Here is a 19,177-nt window from a genome sequence, read left to right as displayed (position 1 = left end):
CGCACCGGCCTTCCTCGCCGGCGAACCGCTCCCGGCACCGCCGGCACCGCCGGAGCGGGGCGAGATCGAGCCAGCCGAGCTGCTCGCGCTCGCCGGGCGGTACGAGGTGCTCGAGAGCGATCTACCGGTCGCCGACGAGCGCGGCGAGGTCGACGACGGCGGTCGGGACGGCGACGTCGGCGCCGACATCGACATCGCCATCGAGCTACCCGGCGACGGCTTCGACATCGTCGCCGTCGGCGACGGAACACAGGGCACGATCGAGGTCACGGCGATCGGCCCGATCGCCACGGCGACGCTGTTCCCACCCGAGGACGACGAGCAGGCGGCTGCGATGGCCGACCACGAAGCGCTCGTGCGCTCGCTCCTCGCCGGCGAGACGCAGGAAGGCCGCGCCGAGCTCGCCCTCATCGAAGCCGAGCTCGGGCCGGTGTCCTCGGTTCGCCTGATCGGCACCGTGTGGGCCGGCTTCGAGTTCCGCACCTACGTGGAGGCGCTCGTCGGCGGCGCAACGGTCGACGGCTGGTACGCCCTCGACGAGCGGGGCGGCGTGGCGGGCGCCGAGCTCGGCAGCCGCCCCACGCTGCAACTCGTGCTGACGTCGGAGGGGACGTTCCGCCCGAACGACCCGATGGGAGCGGCGGCGGACGTGTCGATCGTGTTCAATGGCGAGACGATGACCGTCAACGGCCCCGACGGCAGCACGACAGCGCGCCGGGCACCCTGACGGTCGTCGACGCCGACACCCGACATGCGCATCCTCCTGCTCGAAGACGACGCCGACCTGGCCGACGTGATGGCCCTCGGGCTGCGGAACGAGTCGTACGCGACCGACGTGGCGACGACCTGTGCGGCTGCCGTCGAGCTGCTCGCCGCGGTCGAGTACGACGTCGCCTGTCTCGATCTCGGACTGCCCGACGGCGACGGCCTCGACCTGGTTCGCCGGCTCGCCGAGGCCGACGGCGAGCTCCGGCGGCCGCGCCGCACGATCGTCGTGACCGCCCGCGACGCGGTCGACGATCGCGTGGCGGGTCTCGATGCCGGTGCCGACGACTACCTCGTCAAGCCGTTCGACTTCGGGGAGCTGCTGGCGCGGCTGCGGGCGCTCGGCCGTCGTTCGGACCATCGCTCGAGCCGACTCACCGTCGGCGACATCGAGATCGACGAGTCGGCCGGCACTGCGTTCCGCGCCGGCATCGCCCTCGACCTGACCGCCCGGGAGTTCGCGCTCCTGCGCTACTTCGTGCAACACGCCGGCGAGGTGCTCTCGGCGGAGACCCTGCTCGAACATGTCTGGGACGCCAACGCCGATCCGTTCACGTCGTCGGTGCGGGTGATCCTCTCGCGGCTGCGGCGCAAGCTCGGCGAGCCGCAACCGATCGCGACCGTCACCGGCGCCGGCTACCGGCTGAGCACCCCGTCGTGACCGATGTCCGCTGAGCGCAGCCCGATGAGGTGGTGGCGGTCGCTCCGCGTGCAGCTGGCGGTGATCGGCTTCCTCGCGATCTACGTGCCGGTGGTGGTGCTGTTCGGCGTCGTCGTCGTCACCGACGACGTCGACGTGACGTCCGCGGAGGTCGGCGCCAGCAGCGACGCCGTCGAAGCGGACGAGAACGTCGAGATCACCGGCGCCGTCCGCGAAGCACGCTCGCCATGGGTCACGGCGACGGCGCTGGCCCTGGCGCCGGCGGCCGCGGTGTTGTCGTGGTGGTTGGCCGGCCGGGCCGTGCGTCCGATCGAGCGCGTGCGGCGGGTGGCCGAGGAGATCGAGGCGACCGACCTGTCGCGCCGGATCGCGCTCGAGGGTGGAACCGCGGAGCTCGCCTCTCTCGCGTCGAGCTTCGATGCGATGCTCGACCGTCTCGAGGCCGCCGCCGAGACCCAGCAGCAGCTCATCGAGGAGGCCAGTCACGAACTGCGGACCCCGCTGTCGGTGCTGACCACCAACGCCGACGTGCTCCTCTCCCACCCCGACCCGTCAGCTGCCGACTATCGCGCCGCAATCGAACGGTCGCAGGCCGCAGCTCGGCGGATGCAAGCTGCGCTGGAGGAGTTGCTCGTCGACGCCCGTGGGCGGGCTCGGACGATCAACCTCCGGCCGGTCGACCTCGCCGAGCTCGTGCACGAGGTCGTGGCGGGTTCCGAGGCGCTCGCTGCGGACCGGTCGACGTCGCTGCGGGTGGCGTCCGACGGGCTCGACGCCGTGCCGGCGGTCCGGGTCGATGCCTCGATGGTCCACCGGGCGATCGGCAACCTGGTCGAGAACGCGATCCATCATGCACCAGGCGGCTCGACGGTGACGGTGGCACTCCGGTCCGTCGACGAGCGTGTTGCGATCACGGTGACCGACGACGGCCCCGGCATCCCCGCCGACGAGCAGGCCGCGATCTTCGAACGTGCATGGCGGGGTGAGGCGAGCACCGGGACGGGGCTCGGGCTACCGATCGCCCGGCAGGTCGCCCGCGCCCACGGCGGCGACGTGTCGGTCGAATCGCCGGTCGAGGGCGACCGAGGGACGTGCTTCGAGCTGACGCTGCGCCGCTGAGGCCGCCGGGCGCTCCGGGGCGGCCGAGTGCGCCGAGCGTGTTGAAGCGGGGTCGACCACGCCGACCGTGCCGAGCGGGCTGATCGTGCCGAGCGGGCTGATCGTGCCGAGCGGGCTGATCGAGCCGCAGACGACCATGTGGTCTTCAGACGGGCAGCACGCGGAGTAGGTGGTGCCAGCGGCACTCGACGCACGCCTCGACGACGTACGCGGTGAGCTCGCCCTCGGCGTGACGACCGAGCTGGCGGAGCTCGCGGGCGCTCGAGACGCACCGGCCCGACGCCGGGAGCCGGTGGCCGAACACGTAGGTGACGATGCGCAGCGGGACCTCCTCGCACACCGGGCAATCCGCCGTGGTCTCGGTGCCGACGTTGCGGGCGGCGCGGATCAGTTCGGGGTGGGCGTCGCAGACCTCGGTGCGGCTGATCCGGCCGAGACGGACCTGGTTGATGAGCATCCGGCGCGCCAGACGGTGGTCGACGATGCCGCGGCGTTCCTCGCCACCACGCAGCGCACCGAGCGAGAAACCCATCCCTGCAGGCTAGCCATCCGCCAGACTGGTGCCGTGACGACGCCACCGATCTCGTTCGGGCGGGACATCCCCGACGACCACGAACTCCGACTGTGCGGCGACCTGAGTGGTGGCCGGCGTGCACTCGAGCTGGGCATCAGCCGCGATCGGAACGCGCTCGCGTTCGCGCTGGCGGGCGGCAAGGCGATCGCCGTCGACCCCGACGGGGCAACCGTCGACGACCTGCGCGACGCCGCTGCCGAGGCCGAGGTGAGCATCGAGTGTCACGTGAGCGACCTCGCCGACCTCGGCTTCGCCACGAGCGGCTCGATCGAGCTCGTCGTGGCCAACCACACGCTGATCGAGATCGACGACCTCGGCCGCCTCCTCCGCCAGGTGCACCGCGTGCTCAAGGCGAGCCACCCGTTCGTGATCTCGGTGCCGCACCCGTTCGCGGGCGTGCACTCCTCCGACGAGTACGGCTCGAAGGTGCACCCCTACGGCACGGTCGGCCGCACGATCGGCGACTGGTTCGTCCAGCTGAGCCGCGCCAACTTCCGGGTCGACCAGATCCTCGAGCTCGGCGTCAGCGAGATCTCGCCCGTGCCGACCACGCTCGTCCTCCGGGCTCGCAAGGAAGGCGACTAGTTCCCATGGGGCTTCGCCGACCGGCCAAGCCGGCTCGGCTGCGCCTCCCAAGTTCGCTGTCTCCGCGCTGCTTCGACGCTCACCAACCTCGCCGGCGTGACGCAACCGACCGGCGATGTGATCGCGCCGCGACCGGGTGACGGCCGGACCCCCGGTGACGAGGGAACCGTTCGAGCGGTCGGAGCGTCCAAGACGTCGGAAGGGTTCGTGGAAGGAGTCGGCCATGGGCCACCATGCGCGCATCATCGTTCCGCTCGTGCTGGCGCTCGTCGCGGCCTCGTGCGGCTCCGACGACGAAGGGTCCGGTCCGGGCCAGCAGCCCGGCGACACGACCGCCGCGCCCACCGGTTCGACACCGGATGGTTCCGAATCCGACCACTCCGAGCCCGACAGCGCAGGACCCGACGAGTCCGATCCGGACGGATCGACGGAGGCGATCGGCCTGATCGCCGTCCCCGATCGACGCCCGGCGGCGGCGTCGCCCGACGTCGCCGGGCAGGCGATCACCGCGTTCGGCTACGACGTCCTGGCAGCCAGTGGGCAACGTGTCGGCGCCGGCGACAACATGATCGTCTCCCCGCTGAGCATCGCCATTGCGCTCGGCATGATGGAGCCGGGTGCGACCGGTGAGGCGCAGCAACAGCTCCACGACCTGCTGCGCATCGACGATCCCACCGCCTGGCACGCCTCGATGAGCGCGCTCGAGCAGGACCTGGAGGCACGGCAGGCCGAGCTGCTCGTCGAGGGCGAGCCCGACGAGCAGGACCCGGGCGAGTTCCACGCCAACATCGCCAACGCTGCGTTCCTCCAACCCGGCTACCCGTTCCTCGCGACCTATCTCGACACCATCGGCACGAACTACGGCGCTGTCCTCGAGGAGCTCGACTTCGCGGTCGATCAGGCCGCGGCGGCTGACCGGATCAACGAGTTCATCGCCGACGCCACCGAGGACCGGATCACCGACCTCGTGCACGAGTCCGACATCGAGGTCGACACGGTGCTGGCACTCGTCAACGCCCTGCTGCTCTGCGCGTCGTGGCAGAACGAGTTCGACGCCGACGCGACGGCCGACGATGAGTTCGCCCGCATCGACGGCTCGACCATCACGGTCCCGTTCATGGACGGCGCCGGCGACGTGTCGGGCCGAGGGGACGGCTGGGTGGCCGCCACGAAGCGTCTCGTCGGCAACGTCAGCCTGCAGGTCGTGTTGCCCGACGAAGGACGGTTCGACGACGTGGCTGCGCGCGTCGACGAGGTCATCGACGAGTACCAGCGCACGGCGACCGACGGTGGCCGGCTCGTCATGCCGACGTTCGAGACACGGGTGAACGTCGAGCTGACCGACGTGCTGGTGGACCTCGGGTTGACGGCCCCGTTCGAGCTCGGCAACCTGCTCGGCATCGCGGACGACCCCCGCCTGGTGCTCGATCGGGCGCTCCACGAGACGTGGCTCGCGATCGACGAGACCGGGATCGAGGCCGCGGCAGCGACGGTGATCCTGATGGGCGCCGTGAGCGCGCCCGTCACAGAGCCGGTCCCGGTCGTGCTCGACCGGCCGTTCGTCCTCCGCATCGTCGACGACGTCAGCGGCGCAACGCTGTTCGCCGGCCGCATCATGGACCCGTCCGCCTGACGAGTTTCAAGTTGTGTCTGACACAACTTGAAATGGTTATACGCCGGCGCGCTCGCGTTCGATGAGGTCGAACGGGCGGGGGCGGCCGAACAGGTAGCCCTGCCCCTGGTCGCAGCCGAGGTCGCGCAGGCGCGACAGCTGCAACGGCGACTCGATGCCCTCGGCAACGACGTTGAGGCCGAGCGCCTGGCCGAGCCGCACGACGGCCTCGACGATCGTGGTGTCCTCGGCCTCGATGCCGAGCCCGGCGACGAAGGAGCGGTCGATCTTGATCGACTCGACCGGGAACCGCTTGAGGTAGGTCAGCGACGAGTAGCCGGTGCCGAAGTCGTCGACCGAGAGGTGGAGGCCGAGGCTGCGCAGCTCGCGCAGCGCGACCGTGGCTGCCTTCACGTCGGCGAGCAGCGCGGTCTCGGTGATCTCGAGCCGCACCGAGTCGGCGTCGATCCCCGACTCGGCAAGTGCCTCGACGACGGTCTCGTAGAAGCCGGGGTCGACGAGCTGGCGCGTGCCGACGTTGACCGACAGGAAGCAGTCGGCGAACGAATGACCGGCCGCGCGCCACTGCGCGAGCTGGGCCAACGAGTCGCGGAGGATCTGGGCGCCGATGTCGATCAGCAGCCCGGTCTCTTCCGCCAGCGGCAGGAAGTCACTCGGCGGGAGCAGACCCCGGTCGGGGTGCAGCCAGCGGGCCAGCACCTCGTAGCCGAGCACCTGACCCGACCCGAGCGCGACGATCGGCTGGTAGTACGGCACGACCTCGCCGCGCTCGATGCCGCGCCGGAGCTCGCCCGCGGTGCGCAGCGCGAGCACGCCGACCTCGTGCCCGCCGACCTCGAACGCCTCGACGCAGTCGCGCCCGCGCGCCTTTGCGCGGTACATCGCTGCGTCGGCGTCGCGCAGCAGGTCGTTGGGCGACATCCCCGGCTCGTGGTTGGTCGAGAACCCGATCGACGCCGTGATGAACAGCTCGTGCTCGCCGAGCACCACCGGCGGGTGGACCGCGCGCCGGAGACGCTCGGCGACGTCCAGCGGCTCGCCCTCGAGGACGGCGACGAATTCGTCGCCACCGAACCGCGCCAGCACGTCGCTGTCGCGCAGACCGGCCCGGAGCCGGTCGGAGACGATCTGCAGCAGCTGGTCGCCGATCTCGTGGCCGAGGCTGTCGTTGACGAACTTGAACTGGTCGAGGTCGATGAAGAGCACGGCCACGTCGGCCACGTCGGCGGTCCCGAGCCGGTCGGCGAGCAGGTGCATGAGGTACGAGCGATTCGGGAGGCCGGTCAGCTCGTCGTGGCGCGCTGCGTGCCGGAGCTGCTCGGCCGCCCGGCGCTGCTCGGTCACGTCTTCGATGTGGGTGATCGCCAGCATCACGCCGTCGTCCTCGGTGGCCGAGACACGAGTGCGCGCCCAGACGTACTCGCCGTCTCGCCGCCGGTACCGCTGGTCGATGCGGAACGAGTCGACGATGCCGAGCTCGAGGCGCGCGCGGTGCGGCTGCGCGGCGCGCACGTCGTCGGGGTGCGTGAACTCGCGCAGCGTGCAGCCGACCAGCGCCATCACGTCGTGGTGGAGCATCTCGGCCAGCGACTGGTTGGCGTCGACGATGCGGCCGTCGTCGAGACGCACCAGCGCCATGCCGGTCGGTGCCGACTGGAACGCCTGCTGGAACCGGCGGCGCGCCTGATCGAGGGCACGGTTCTGCTGCTCGCGCTCGGACACGTCGCGGAGGCGGACGACGACGCGCCGGTCGTCGATCGAAGGATGCGTCATCAGGCGGCGCTTGGGGAGGTGGAACGACACCTCGGCAACGACGCTGTGGTCGTGGTGGTCGGCTCGGATGTCGATCTGGATCGGCTCGATCTCGTTGCCGTCGAACGTCTGCTGGATGGCCGTCGCGAGACGCCGCTGATCCTCGGGCTCGGCGTGGTCGAGAAGGTCGGCGTCGACGACCTCCTCGCGGCCGCGGCCGAACAGACTCAGGGCTGCGGCGTTGGTCGAGTGGACGACGCAGTCGATGTCGACCAGCAGCACCGCCTCGGGCAGCTCGTCGAGGAGGCGGCGCACCTCGGCATCGGCTGCCTCGACCGCGTCGAGCTGCGCTTCGAGGAGTGCGCTCTGGCGCCGGCCGTTCCAGATGCTCAGCACGAGCGCGGCGATCGACACGATGCCGATCAGGACGACCGCGACATTGGCATCACCGCCCACGTTGAGAGGTTACGTCATCACGCGCGGTGAATGGAGGATGCCAGGCCGAACGAGCAGGCGTTCTTGACGAAAAGCAAACAAGAACGACGCTATCGCAACGTCAGCCTCGACGGCTCCCTCACTCGCTTGACACGATGCGGACGGAACGCCGGCCGCGACGGCCGATCACGCCCGCTCGGCCCACCATTCGTCGAGGCGCTTGGTCGCCTCGGCCTCGCCGATCAGGCCCTCGTCGAGGCGGATGTCGAGGAGGAACTGCAGCGCCTCGCCGACCTCGCGCCCCGGCTCGATGCCGAGGTGCGCCATCACCGCCTGGCCGTCGAGCTCGGGTCGGATCGCAGCGAGCTCCTCGGCCGCCTGCAACTCGGCGATCCGCGCCTCGAGGCCGTCCATCCGCTTCGACAGCTCGCGGGCCTTGCGCTCGTTGCGCGTCGTGCAGTCGCAGCGCGTCAACACGTTCAGCTCGTGCAGCAGATCGTCGGCGTCGCGGACGTACCGCCGCACCGCGGCGTCCGACCAGCCGAGCCGGTACGTGTGGAACCGCAGGTGCAGTGCCACGAGCGCAGTGACCGCGGCGACGTCGCCGTTCGAGTACCGCAGCGCGGTCATCCGCTTCTTGGTCATGCGGGCACCGACCGCGTCGTGGTGGTGGAACGTGGTGCCCTTGCCCTCCTGGTAGCCGCGGGTCCGCGGCTTGCCGACGTCGTGGAACAGCGCGGCGAGGCGCACCAACCGGAAGTCGAACGGCGGCCTGTCCTCGGGTTGCTCGTGCGGCGGGCGGACGTTCTCGACCACCGCGATCGTGTGGGTCAGCACGTCCTTGTGGCGGTGGATCGGGTCGTGCTCGAGCCGCATCGCCGACAGCTCGGGCAGGAACTCGTCCGAGAGGCCGGTGTCGTAGAGGAACCACAGACCCCTCGACGGGTGGTCGACCGTGATCAGCTTGTCGAACTCGTCGCGGATCCGCTCGGCCGACACGATGTGCAGCCGATCGCGCATCGCGCGCACGGCGGCCACCATCTCGTCGGTCGGCTCGAGTCCGTAGCCCGCGATGAAGCGTGCGGCCCGCAGCATCCGCAACGGATCGTCGCTGAAGCTGACCTCGGGACCGAGCGGCGTGCGCAGCACCTGCCGCATGAGGTCGGCCGCGCCGCCGTGCGGGTCGACGAGCGTCGGCGTCGCGCCACCGGTCAGCTCGAGCGCCATCGCGTTGACGGTGAAGTCGCGGCGTCCGAGATCGGTCTCGACATCGTCCGCGTACGTCACGTGTGGCTTGCGGGAATCGTCGGTGTAGCTCTCGGCCCGGAACGTGGTGATCTCGTACCTGCGCTCGCCGTGCTTGGCGCCGATCGTGCCGAACCGCTCGCCCTGCGTCCACAGCGCGTCGGCCCAGTCACCGAGGCACGTCTTGATGTCGGGCGGGCGGGCGTCGGTCGTCAGGTCGAGATCGAAATCGTGGCGGCCGCTGCCGACGAGCAGATCGCGCACCGTGCCGCCGACCAGGTAGAGCCGGTGGCCAGCGGCCTCGAACCGCTCGGCGACGGGCGCGAGCTCGTCGAGCACGGGGGCGAATCGCTCCGGGATCATGGCCCGGCCAGGCTAGTGACGGCGCCGGCGGAGTCAGCACTTGCGTGGTGGCATCGCCGATCCGCCGTCCCCTCCGCCGAACCCTCCGCCGTCCCTCGCCGACCGCTTCCGACCGGTCTCCCGGGGGCGACCCAGCGCGCCGGTTCGGCGGTCCGCCTGACGCCGTCGGACGCCGGGGGCTACCGTCGCAGGTGTGAGTTCGGTCGTGCGGACGGCGAGCGGCGTGCCGCGGACGTGGCGGATGCGACAGTGGCCGAACGACCCGACCGTCGCCCACCTGATCTTCGTCGATCATCTCACCGTGCCGACGCCCGAGGCGGTCGACGATGCGATCGCCCACGCGCGCGGCCGTGGTGCCAGGGCCGTCCGTACGTCGGCGCTCTTGCCGAGGGCGGCCGACGTGATGGCGGCGGCCTGCTTCGAGACGATCGACGAGCTGGCGCTGCTGCGCCTCGACCTCGCCGATCACGGCGGCCGCGACGGGGCGCGGCGCACCCGGCGCCTGCATCCCTGGCAGCACCGTGACGCGGCGCGCGTCGACCAGGACGCGTTCGGGCCGATGTGGGGCAACGATGCCGCCAGCCTGCGTGACATCCAGCGGGCGACGCCGATCCACCGCGGCCGGTCGATCCACGTCGGACGCGAGCTCGCCGGCTTCGCGATCTCCGGTGCCGCCGGCCCGAACGGCTACCTGCAGCGGCTCGCGGTCTCGACTCGGCATCGCCGGGCCGGCATCGCCCGCGATCTCGTGACCGACGCGCTGACCTGGATGACCCGCGGCAGGCTCAGCGCCGCGCTCGTCAACACCGGTATCACCAACGACGCCGCGCTGGCGCTCTACGACGGCCTCGGGTTCGTCCGGCTCGACGAGCGACTCACCATCGCCGAGCTGCGCCTCGCCTGATGCGGCGCGTCGGCCTGCTCGGCATCGCAGCAGTGACGATCGGTGCCTTGGCGTCGACCGGCGCGAGCCGGCCGGCCAGCTCCCAGGCCGGTTCGTCGAACGGCCTCGTCCTCGAGAGCCAGGACTTCGCCGTCACGCTCGGCGGCAACCTCCGGCTGGAGTTCGTCGTGACCGGCGACGTTCCCGAGATCGCTCCGACCACGACCACGACCACCACGACGACCACGACCACCACCACGACGTCGACCACGACCACCACCACCACGACACTGCCGGGTCAGCCGCCGCCGGAGACGACCGCGGCCCCCGAGCCGACGATCGCAGCCGACACGGCGACGACGATCGCCGCGCCGACGACCACGATCGACCCCGGGCCCGAGATGATCGTCCAGGTGCGCGCCCACCGCCGCGTCGAGACCCGCCAGGCCGTCGAGGCGGTCATCGAGGGGACGAACGGTCCCGTGGTCGACATCTTGGAGTACGCACTCGACGACGTCGCCCGGTTCGACGAGGCCACCCGCCAGCGCCTGATCGCCGTGGACGTGCCGATCGCACGCCTCGGTGCCGACGTCGATCGGCTCGATCTGCTCGAGCCCGGCCTCTACCCGGTGACCGTCCAGGTCCGCCGCGACTCGGCGCTGATCGCGTCGCACACCACGTTCGTCGAGCTGGTGCGCTCGAGCGTGGGCCTCGGGCCGTTCCGTCTCGCCGTCGTGGCTGCGACCGAGCCGGTCGGTCCGGCACCGAGCGAGGCGCAGCTGGCGACGGCGGCCGACGACCTCGCCGGCCTGACCGACGTCGGCCGGCGGATCGACGCGCCGATCGCGTTCGCCGTGCCACCCGAGCTCATCGACACCGGCGACCTCGACGGTGCCATCGCCGACCTCGCCGCCGCACTCACGCCGGCCGATGCGCTCGTCGCGCTCCCGGCGAACGCGATCGACCCGTCGTCGGCCGCTCGCGCCGGTCTCACCGTCGACCTGGAGCGGACGTTCGACGACGGCGACGAGATCCTCGGCCGCGGGTTCCCCGGGATACCCGTCGACCGCTCGGCCTGGCTCGTCCGTTCGTCGACGACGCCCGACGGTGCCGGAGCGCTCCGCTCGATCGGCACGTCGATGCTGGTCGTGCCGTTCGAGCGCTACACCGGTCTGTCGGGTGCCGTCCCCGGCCTCACCGACACGTCGCTGCTCCTCAACACCACCATCGACGACGGGTCGCCGATGCGGATCGCCGTCGTCGACCCCGTCACCGCGCTGATCGACCCCGACCACGACTCGGGCCAGGTCCCGGTCGTCGACGCGGTCAACCTGATGGCGACCGTGACGGCGATGCGGTTCCAGCTCGGACCCGACCTCCGTTCGCTCGTGCTCGCCACCCCCGACATCCGAGTGCCCGACCCCGACGTGCTCGCCGAGCTCGAGGTGCTGGTCGAGCAGCACCCCGACTACTCGTTCGTCCCTCTCTCGCAGATCCCGGCGCTGACCAACTCGTTCTTCGTCGACGGCGAGGCGCTGACCGTCGCACTCGACGACGACCCGGCGTGGTCCCTCGGCGGCCGCGCGCAGCGGGTGACCGAGATGCGCCTCCGGGCCGCCGATGTCGCGTCGATGCTGCCGGACGGCGACCCTCGCCCGACCGCGTGGGACGAGGCGCTGCGCGTCGCGCTCTCCACCGAGCTGGGCGCCATCGAAGCCACCCGGCGGATCGACGCGGTCGAGGCCGAGGTCGCCGCGCTGCGGAACGACGTGCAGCCCCCCGAGCAGTTCCGCTTCACCGCCACCGGCCGTGAGACGGCGATCCCGGTGCGGATCGAGAACCGCGGCTCGACGCCGATGCGGGTCATCGTTCGCGTCGAGGCCGAGAAGCTCACCGTCCCGGGCGGCGACGTCGAGGTGGTGCTCGAGCCGAACGTGATCACCGAGGTGCCGGTGCCGGTCGAGGCCCGCTCGAACGGCGTGTTCCCCGTGCTGATCGATGTCATGACGCCGGCCGGCAACCGGCTGTACGAGCCCGTCGAGCTGACGGCTCGCATCAGCACGCTCACCGGTCTCGGTCGCGTCTTCACGGCAGGCGCCGTGCTGGTGCTCGCCAGCTGGTGGTTCAGCTACTTCCTGCGCAGGCGCCGGGCCGAGCGCGCCCGGCGGTCCGACGACGCCCGCGAGCGCCACCCGGCGAACGGTGCCGGAGCCGCCGGGCCCGGCGAGTCGGCAGACGAGGCGCCCGACCGGGTGCGCGACGACGATCGCGACGGCGCCGTGGCGGGCGACCGCGCCGGAGCGGCGGGGGGCCGCGGCACGGCCGCCACGTGACTGCCGACCGGTTGACCGGTAGGCTCGCCCGACCGTGAGCGTCCGCATCGTCACCGATTCCTCCTGCGACCTGCCCGACGACGCCGTCGTCGAACACGGCATCAGGGTCGTGCCGCTGTCGATCCGCTTCGGCGACGACGAGTTCATCGACCGCGAGGAGCTGTCGACCAGCGAGTTCTGGGCCCGCTGCGCACAACAGGACACACTCCCCGAGACGGCTGCGCCGGCACCCGGCCAATTCGAGTCGGTGTACCGCGAGCTGCACGCCGACGGCGCCACCGGCATCGTCGTCGTCTCGCTCTCGGGCGCGTTGTCGGCAACGATGCAGAGCGCCGAGTTGGCGGCGCGATCCGTGGCCGACGAGATCCCCGTCCGCGTCGTCGACAGCCGGACCGTGAGCCTCGGCGTCGGCACGATCGTGCTGGCGTGCGCTCGCGCCGCCGCCGACGGCGCCGCTCTCGACGACGTCGAGCAGCTCGCCCGCGAGCTCGCCGAGCGGACCCGGGTGTTCGGCGCGCTCGACACGCTCGAGAACCTGAAGAAGGGCGGCCGCATCGGCAACGCCCGGGCGCTCCTCGCCACGGCGCTGGCCATCAAGCCGATCATCGAGGTCATCGACGGGCAGGTCGAGCAGGGCGGCAAGCAGCGCACCCGCTCGAAGGCGCTCAAGTTCCTCGTCGACAAGGTCGCGGCCGAGCAGGGCCGGATGACCGACCTCGCCGTGCTCCACGCCGACTGCAGCGACGTCGACCAGTTCGTCGAGATGCTCCAGCCGCACTACGACGGCGAGATCGTGATCGGCGAGATCGGCCCGGTCATCGGCACCCACGCGGGCCGCGGCACGATCGGCGTCGCCTTCGCCGTCCCGGAGTAGGTCTGCCAGGTGATGACGCGCGTCGCCGTCGCCGCGGCGCTGCTGCTCGTCGTCGGCTGTGGCTCCGACGCCGACGAGTACACGATCGACGGACCGCTGATCGTGGAGCCTCGGTGTGCTGACTTCGGCGACGGATGCGAGTTCGAGGACGGCATGGCCGTCGGACCGCTCCGGCTGGTCGAGAGGTGCTCGTTCATCGAGGGCGAGGACGGCGATCTGACGCTCTTGATCTGGCCCGTCGGCACCGAATGGGCGGGCGATTCGATCCGTGTCGGCGACCAGCGGTTGCGCGACGGCGACATGATCGATGTGGGAGGTGGTGGCGGGGAGAAGTCCAAGCTGCGGTTCACGTACCCCGACGCCGAGATCCTCGACGAGGTCGGCAGATGTCTCGCGATCGGCGGCGGCGACCTCTGGCACGTGACCTCTGCCGAAGTCGCCAACCCTCGACCTGAGGTCGAGGATTGACCGAATCGGGCGGTGCCGCACCACTAGCGTGACGAACGGTCATGCCCTCCACGTCCCCGTCCCCCCAGCACGCGCCGAGCGGTCAGCTGCTCGCCGAGCGCTACCGGCTCGAGCGCCGCATCGGTCAGGGCGGCATGGCCGAGGTGTGGGTGGCGACCGACGTCGACCTCGATCGCAAGGTCGCCGTCAAGTGGCTGAAGACGAACCTCGCCACCGACCCGGTCGTCGCCGAGCGGTTCCGCCGCGAGGCGATCGCCGTCGCCCGCCTCAACCACCCGAACATCGTCGGTGTCCACGACGTGTTCGTCGACGAGGGCCGCCAGGCGGTCGTCATGCAGCTCGTCGACGGCAAGAGCCTACGCCAGCTGCTCGACTCGCAGAAGCGGCTCGGACCCGAGCTGACGATCCACATCGGTGCGGCCATCGCCGGCGCGCTCGACGAGGCGCACCGGGCCGGGTTCGTCCACCGCGACGTCAAGCCCGGCAACATCCTCGTCACCTCCGACGGGCGCGTGCTGCTCACCGACTTCGGCATCGCCAAGGGGCTCGAGCCCGGCGACGAGGACCTGACGAGCGACAACGTCATGATGGGTACGGCGAAGTACCTCTCACCCGAGCAGGTGCGCGGTCGCCGCCTCGACGGTCGGGCCGACCTCTACTCCCTCGGCCTCGTGCTCTACGAGTGCCTCGCCGGCCGGGTGCCGTTCCTCGGCGAGTCCGATGCCGACACCGCACTCGCCCGCCTCCAGCGCGACCCGACCGACCTCGGTCATCTACGCCCGACGCTGCCGATCGGCCTCGTCAACCTGATCCACAAGACCCTCGCTCGCAACCCGGCGCACCGGCCTCAGACGGGCTCCGATCTGCGGGCGGCGCTGCTCGCCGTCGACACGAGTCCGCCCGAGATCGACGGCACGCCGGCCGAGCCACCGCCCCGGATCGCCAACCCACCGACCAAGGCGCTCGGCGCCGGCCCCGGCGTGCCGGGTGACCCGCACATCAGCGGCACGGTGGCCCTGACCAGGCGCGATCACCGTCCACGGTCGTCGACCGAGGCCCGCCGCGACCCGACGCCGCCGGCGAGCGCACCGATCCACGGCACGCCTGCGCGGCAGGACGAGCAGCGCTGGACGCCGTCGCTCCTCGTGGTCGGCGCGCTGCTCGTCGCGGCGCTGGTCGTGGCCGCCGTCCTGTTCGTCGGCGTCAACCGCGGCGACGAGAGCGACGACTTCACGACCGACACGCTCGTGCCCGACGTCGCCCCGGCGGCCGGGGACGATCGAGCGGCCGGATCGGACCCGGCCGGGGACGACGAGCCCGGCGACGAGACCGGCGACGCCGCCCTCGCCGCAGGCGGCGTTCAGATCGCGAGCGTCCAGGCGTGGGACCCCGATGGCACCAACGGCACCGAGAACGACGCGCAGGCCGGCCTTGCGCTGGCCGACGGCAGCGCCAGCACCGCATGGCCGACCGAGTGCTACCAGGACCGGTTCCTCGGCGGCAAGCGGGGCGTCGGCCTGATCCTCGGCCTCTCGACCGCGTCGAGCGGCACGCTCTCGTTCGAGTCGTTGAACGGGCCGTTCCAGGTCGACGTGTACCAGTCCGACAGCGAGGGCGCTCCCGCCGATCTCGACGGCTGGACGCAGGTCGGGACGACCCAGTTCGCCGACGACCCCGCCGCGCTCGACGTACCGGTCGAGACCGCGGCCCGCCACCTCCTGGTGTGGCTGAAGGAGCTCGGCCCCGACGAGGCCTGCAGCACGGCCAACCCGTACCGGGGCCGCCTCGGCGAGATCTCCTTCGCGCCGTGATCACCTCCGGCCGGTCCGACGACGAGCTCGTCGTGGCCGCTCGGCGCGGCGACGGCGCCGCCATGGACGAGCTGCTCCGGCGACACTACGACCGGGTCCACGCGGTCTGCCGCCGCATCGCCGGTGGCACCCGCGATGCCGACGACGCCGCGCAGGAGGCCATGATCCGGGTCGTGCGCAACCTCGACCGCTTCGACGGTCGCTCCCAGTTCGGCACCTGGGTCTACCGCATCGCGACGAACACGGCGCTCGACGAGCTCCGGCGGCGCAAGCGTCGCCCGCAGCTGCACGTCGTGCACGACGACGACCAGGCCCCTGCCGAGCCGATGGACGACAGGGCGCACCGCGACGTCGATGCCGTGGCCGACCGGTTGGCGATCGACACTGCCCTCGCCGACCTGCCCGAGGAGTTCAAGGCACCGATCGTGATGCGCGACGTGGGCGACTTCGACTACGCCGAGATCGCCGCGTCGCTCGACGTGCCGATCGGTACGGTCAAGTCCCGCATCGCACGAGGCCGCCGGATCCTCGTCGAGCAACTCGGGAACCGCGACGGCCCGGACGAACGTCCAACGAGCGACCCCCCAAGATCGCCATGAACGACGAGCAGTACTTCCTAGCGAACGCGTACCTCGACGGTGAGCTCACCGACGAGGAGCGTGCCATCGCCGAAGCCGACCCGGACGTGATGTCCGAGGTCGAGCTGCTCCGTGCGCTCCAGGCCGACATCCGCGCGGTCGATCCCCCCACCGACGCGTCGCGCGAGTCGGCGATCGCCGCCGCGATGGCCGAGTTCACGTCGACCGGGGCCGGGGCGGCCGCCACCGCGGTCCGCCCGGCCGAGCGTCCGGCGGTCCGCACGGTGCCGTTCCGGCCCCGACCCCGCTACGCCCGTTACCTGTCGATCGCCGCTGCGGTGGTCGTGGTCGGCCTGCTCGGTGTCGTCGTCGTCATGGGCATCGGCGGCGGAGGCGACGACGATGACACAGCCGAGGACGCATCGGTCGAGACCGTCACCGACGCGGCAGCCGACGAGGCGACCGACGATGCGGCGGGCGGGGACGCGCCCGCCTCGGGCGCCCTGCCCGAGTCGCTCGACGAGGCGACCGACGACGCAGCCGAGGACATGGCTGCAGACGAGGGCGACGACATGGCCGAGAGCGACGCGGCCGCCGACGATGGAGGCCTCGACGCCGACATGGCCGACGACGCGGACGCGATGGCCGAGGCCGAGTCACCGGCCGACGCCGGCGACGAGGCGGCGAGCGACGAGGGGTTCTTCCGGGTCATCGTGCCGGCCACGACGCCGGCGTCGCTCCCCGACGACGATCCGCTCACTGCGCAGGTCGCAGCGGCCGGCGCCGAGCTGCTCGAGGAGTTCAACACCGTCGGCCTGACGACACCCAACACCGACTGCCAGTTCGCCGACTTCGAGAACCCGGCGATCGCACTCGATCGTCGCGTCTTCGAGACCGAGGCCGGCGCGGTCGAGCTGCTGGTCTATGTCGACGAGTTGAACGGCATCGTCTACGGCGTCGACTCCGAGAGCGACGCCGACACCTGCGTCATCGTGATTGAAACCGCGCTTCCCTGATGCCGCTACAGTCCTGGCCATGCCGGGCAACCCGCTGACCGACCCCAACTGGGCGACCGACCTCACCGAGCGCATCACGACCACCGTCGGCAACGTCCGCGACAAGACCACCGACAACGCCATCAAGGCCGTGCGCGGCGTCGTGTTCGGCATCATCGGCTTCTTCCTCGGCCTGGTCGTGCTGATCCTGCTCCTGATCACGTCGACCCGTGCGCTGCAGTCCCTGCTCGACATCTTCTTCGAGTGGGACAAGGCGGTGTACCTCAGCTACTTCGTCATCGGTGGAATCCTGACGCTGGCCGGGATGTTCTTGATGACGAAGCGCCACAGCACCGACGCCTGAGCGCCGCCAACCCCTCGGAGTACTCATGTCTGACGAACGCAACGTCATCATCGTCGGATCGGGCCCTGCCGGTCTGACCGCCGCGATCTACACCGCCCGCGCCAACCTCAGGCCCCTGGTCATCGAGGGTGAACCCTCCTCGACCAGCGACCAGCCCGGCGGCCAGCTGATGCTGACCACCGATGTCGAGAACTACCCCGGGTTCCCCGACGGGATCATGGGTCCCGAGCTGATGATGAACTTCCGCGCCCAGGCCGAGCGCTTCGGGGCCGAGTTCCTCACCGAGAAGGTCACCAAGGTCGACTTCTCCGGCCGCCCGTTCCGGGTGTGGGTCCGCGACGAGGAGTACGTCGCCGACTCGATCATCGTGTCGACCGGCGCGCAGTCGTTGATGCTCGGACTCGAGGCCGAGACCCGGCTGCTCGGCCACGGGTTGTCGACGTGCGCGACCTGCGACGGATTCTTCTTCCGCGGGCAGAACATCGCCGTGGTCGGCGGCGGCGACTCGGCGATCGAGGAGGCGACGTTCCTCACGAAGTTCGCCGACAAGGTCACCATCATCCACCGCCGCGACGAGCTGCGCGCCAGCAAGATCATGCAGGACCGGGCGTTCGCCAACGACAAGATCGAGTTCCTCTGGAACCACACCGTCGAGGACATCCTGGGCACCGACAAGGTCGAGGGGGTCTCGGTGACGTCGACCGTCGACGGCACGGTGAGCACGCTCGACGTGACCGGCCTGTTCATCGCGATCGGTCACCGGCCGAACACCGATCTGTTCGCCGGCCAACTCGAGATGCACGACAACGGGTACCTCGTGACGAAGCCCGATTCGAGCTACACCAACGTCGACGGTGTCTTCGCCTGCGGCGACGTGCAGGACAGCACGTACCGCCAGGCGATCACCGCGGCCGGCTCGGGTTGCATGGCGGCGATCGACGCCGAACGTTGGCTCGAAGCGCAGCACGACTGAGCACGGCCTGACGGCAGACGACGCCCCTGGTCAGCCGGCCGGACGCCTGTTCCGCCAGGCAGCCTGACGGCCCCAGGCCGGACGCCTCATCCGACGGGTCCGTCGAGGAACCGCCAGTCGGGGTAGGTGGCCGACAGCAGGTCGAGGTGGTGCGTCCACGCATCGGTCGCGAGCTGCCGGGGCGCGACGAGGCCGACCTCCCCGCCGTCGATCGTGAACCCCCAGCTGAAGCCGGCGACCGCCGACACCTCTCGCGCCATCGGGTGCGACGGGGCGACGAGCAGGAACGAGTGGGCCAGCCAGTCGAGCGGCGTCTCGCGGTCGGAGAGCGACGGCGCATCGAACAGGGTCGGCGCGACACCGTGGAATGCGAACGGCGATGCGATGCCGGCGAAGACCTCGAGCGGATCGACCTCGAACCGTCGCGGCAGGTCACTGGATGCTGCCTCGCCGACGACCTGCACCCACCCGAGCATCGCGAGGTACCCCTCACCATCGAACGAGACGGCTGCCTGGCAGACCGGGAAGTCACGCGCCCGCTCGGGGCACCCCCAACGCGGAGGGTCCACGTTCGTGTCGACCGTGACCGAGACGGTGCCGTCGCGGCCGCGGGCGACGAACGGCACGGTGAGCCGCCAGTGCTCCATCGAGGCAGTCTCGCGCCGCGACACCCGCCGTCGTGGCGTCCGCCGCCGTGGTGGGCCGTTCGGTCATCGGGGCGGTTCGGTGGGATCGTCGTCGTGGCCCGGCAGCGGTTCGGTGTGAT

Annotated in this window: 18 protein-coding genes; 14 read left to right on the top strand and 4 right to left on the bottom strand. The window is 71.1% G+C overall.

Annotated features, from left to right (window positions below; all coding sequences use genetic code 11):
• The 3 genes from QNJ12_RS19085 to QNJ12_RS19075 all read left to right on the top strand — a co-directional run.
• The coding region (locus QNJ12_RS19085) for a hypothetical protein (protein ID WP_300625074.1) at positions 1 to 727 on the top strand (727 nt) is incomplete at its 5' end.
• A gap of 24 nt (positions 728 to 751) precedes the next feature.
• Positions 752 to 1,426, top strand: coding sequence for a response regulator transcription factor (locus QNJ12_RS19080; RefSeq protein ID WP_300625072.1), 675 nt, complete (start codon positions 752 to 754; stop codon positions 1,424 to 1,426).
• A 3-nt stretch (positions 1,427 to 1,429) separates the two neighbouring features.
• Complete coding sequence (locus QNJ12_RS19075; protein WP_300625070.1) at positions 1,430 to 2,545, top strand: ATP-binding protein; 1,116 nt, start codon at positions 1,430 to 1,432, stop codon at positions 2,543 to 2,545.
• Positions 2,546 to 2,690: 145 nt separating this feature from the next.
• Here QNJ12_RS19075 and QNJ12_RS19070 read toward each other — a convergent pair whose 3' ends face one another.
• Positions 2,691 to 3,077, bottom strand: a complete 387-nt coding sequence (locus QNJ12_RS19070) for a DUF5318 family protein (RefSeq protein WP_300625068.1) — start codon at positions 3,075 to 3,077, stop codon at positions 2,691 to 2,693.
• 33 nt (positions 3,078 to 3,110) lie between these two features.
• On the opposite strand from QNJ12_RS19070, the gene QNJ12_RS19065 reads away from it, so the two are divergent.
• On the top strand, positions 3,111 to 3,704 hold the full coding sequence (locus QNJ12_RS19065) for a bifunctional 2-polyprenyl-6-hydroxyphenol methylase/3-demethylubiquinol 3-O-methyltransferase UbiG (RefSeq protein ID WP_300625066.1): 594 nt from the start codon (positions 3,111 to 3,113) through the stop codon (positions 3,702 to 3,704).
• A 223-nt stretch (positions 3,705 to 3,927) separates the two neighbouring features.
• Entirely contained in the window at positions 3,928 to 5,337 is a 1,410-nt protein-coding gene (locus QNJ12_RS19060; protein ID WP_300625065.1) for a serpin family protein, read from the top strand.
• Between the two features lie 36 nt (positions 5,338 to 5,373).
• On the opposite strand, the gene QNJ12_RS19055 is transcribed toward QNJ12_RS19060, so the two are convergent.
• Together QNJ12_RS19055 and QNJ12_RS19050 are read right to left on the bottom strand one after the other, a co-directional pair.
• Complete coding sequence (locus QNJ12_RS19055; protein WP_300625063.1) at positions 5,374 to 7,545, bottom strand: EAL domain-containing protein; 2,172 nt, start codon at positions 7,543 to 7,545, stop codon at positions 5,374 to 5,376.
• 165 nt (positions 7,546 to 7,710) lie between these two features.
• The gene (locus tag QNJ12_RS19050; RefSeq protein ID WP_300625061.1) at positions 7,711 to 9,132 is read right to left on the bottom strand and encodes a CCA tRNA nucleotidyltransferase; all 1,422 of its coding nucleotides are present in this window, start codon (positions 9,130 to 9,132) and stop codon (positions 7,711 to 7,713) included.
• A 193-nt stretch (positions 9,133 to 9,325) separates the two neighbouring features.
• On the opposite strand from QNJ12_RS19050, the gene QNJ12_RS19045 reads away from it, so the two are divergent.
• From QNJ12_RS19045 to trxB, 9 genes are read left to right on the top strand one after another with little or no spacing between them, the layout of a single operon-like run.
• Complete coding sequence (locus QNJ12_RS19045; protein ID WP_300625059.1) at positions 9,326 to 10,036, top strand: N-acetyltransferase; 711 nt, start codon at positions 9,326 to 9,328, stop codon at positions 10,034 to 10,036.
• Complete coding sequence (locus QNJ12_RS19040) at positions 10,036 to 12,348, top strand: hypothetical protein (protein WP_300625058.1); 2,313 nt, start codon at positions 10,036 to 10,038, stop codon at positions 12,346 to 12,348. Before QNJ12_RS19045 ends, QNJ12_RS19040 begins: the two co-directional genes overlap by 1 nt.
• Before the next feature lie 34 nt (positions 12,349 to 12,382).
• Entirely contained in the window at positions 12,383 to 13,222 is an 840-nt protein-coding gene (locus tag QNJ12_RS19035) for a DegV family protein (RefSeq protein WP_300625057.1), read from the top strand.
• A gap of 12 nt (positions 13,223 to 13,234) precedes the next feature.
• Entirely contained in the window at positions 13,235 to 13,690 is a 456-nt protein-coding gene (locus QNJ12_RS19030; RefSeq protein ID WP_300625055.1) for a hypothetical protein, read from the top strand.
• A gap of 41 nt (positions 13,691 to 13,731) precedes the next feature.
• Positions 13,732 to 15,501 carry a serine/threonine-protein kinase gene (locus tag QNJ12_RS19025; protein ID WP_300625053.1) on the top strand — a complete coding sequence of 590 codons (1,770 nt, stop codon included), beginning with the start codon at positions 13,732 to 13,734 and terminating at the stop codon, positions 15,499 to 15,501.
• Positions 15,498 to 16,100, top strand: coding sequence for a sigma-70 family RNA polymerase sigma factor (locus QNJ12_RS19020; protein WP_300625051.1), 603 nt, complete (start codon positions 15,498 to 15,500; stop codon positions 16,098 to 16,100). The genes QNJ12_RS19025 and QNJ12_RS19020 overlap by 4 nt, the downstream gene beginning before the upstream one ends.
• On the top strand, positions 16,097 to 17,095 hold the full coding sequence (locus QNJ12_RS19015; protein WP_300625050.1) for a hypothetical protein: 999 nt from the start codon (positions 16,097 to 16,099) through the stop codon (positions 17,093 to 17,095). The genes QNJ12_RS19020 and QNJ12_RS19015 overlap by 4 nt, the downstream gene beginning before the upstream one ends.
• 19 nt (positions 17,096 to 17,114) lie before the next feature.
• The gene (locus QNJ12_RS19010; RefSeq protein ID WP_300625048.1) at positions 17,115 to 17,438 is read left to right on the top strand and encodes a hypothetical protein; all 324 of its coding nucleotides are present in this window, start codon (positions 17,115 to 17,117) and stop codon (positions 17,436 to 17,438) included.
• A 25-nt stretch (positions 17,439 to 17,463) separates the two neighbouring features.
• The gene (trxB, locus tag QNJ12_RS19005) at positions 17,464 to 18,411 is read left to right on the top strand and encodes a thioredoxin-disulfide reductase (protein WP_300625046.1); all 948 of its coding nucleotides are present in this window, start codon (positions 17,464 to 17,466) and stop codon (positions 18,409 to 18,411) included.
• Between the two features lie 86 nt (positions 18,412 to 18,497).
• Here the strand turns inward: trxB and QNJ12_RS19000 are convergent, their stop codons facing one another.
• Positions 18,498 to 19,058 (bottom strand): hypothetical protein, encoded by a 561-nt coding sequence (locus QNJ12_RS19000; protein WP_300625044.1) that lies wholly within the window; start codon positions 19,056 to 19,058, stop codon positions 18,498 to 18,500.
• Positions 19,059 to 19,177: the final 119 nt, after the last annotated feature.

Origin of the sequence: Ilumatobacter sp. (assembly GCF_030065885.1) — a bacterium.
In the GTDB taxonomy this organism is placed as follows: domain Bacteria; phylum Actinomycetota; class Acidimicrobiia; order Acidimicrobiales; family Ilumatobacteraceae; genus Ilumatobacter.
The sequence above is the reverse complement of the archived record's forward strand: the minus strand, read 5'-3'. Positions and strand labels throughout refer to the sequence as shown.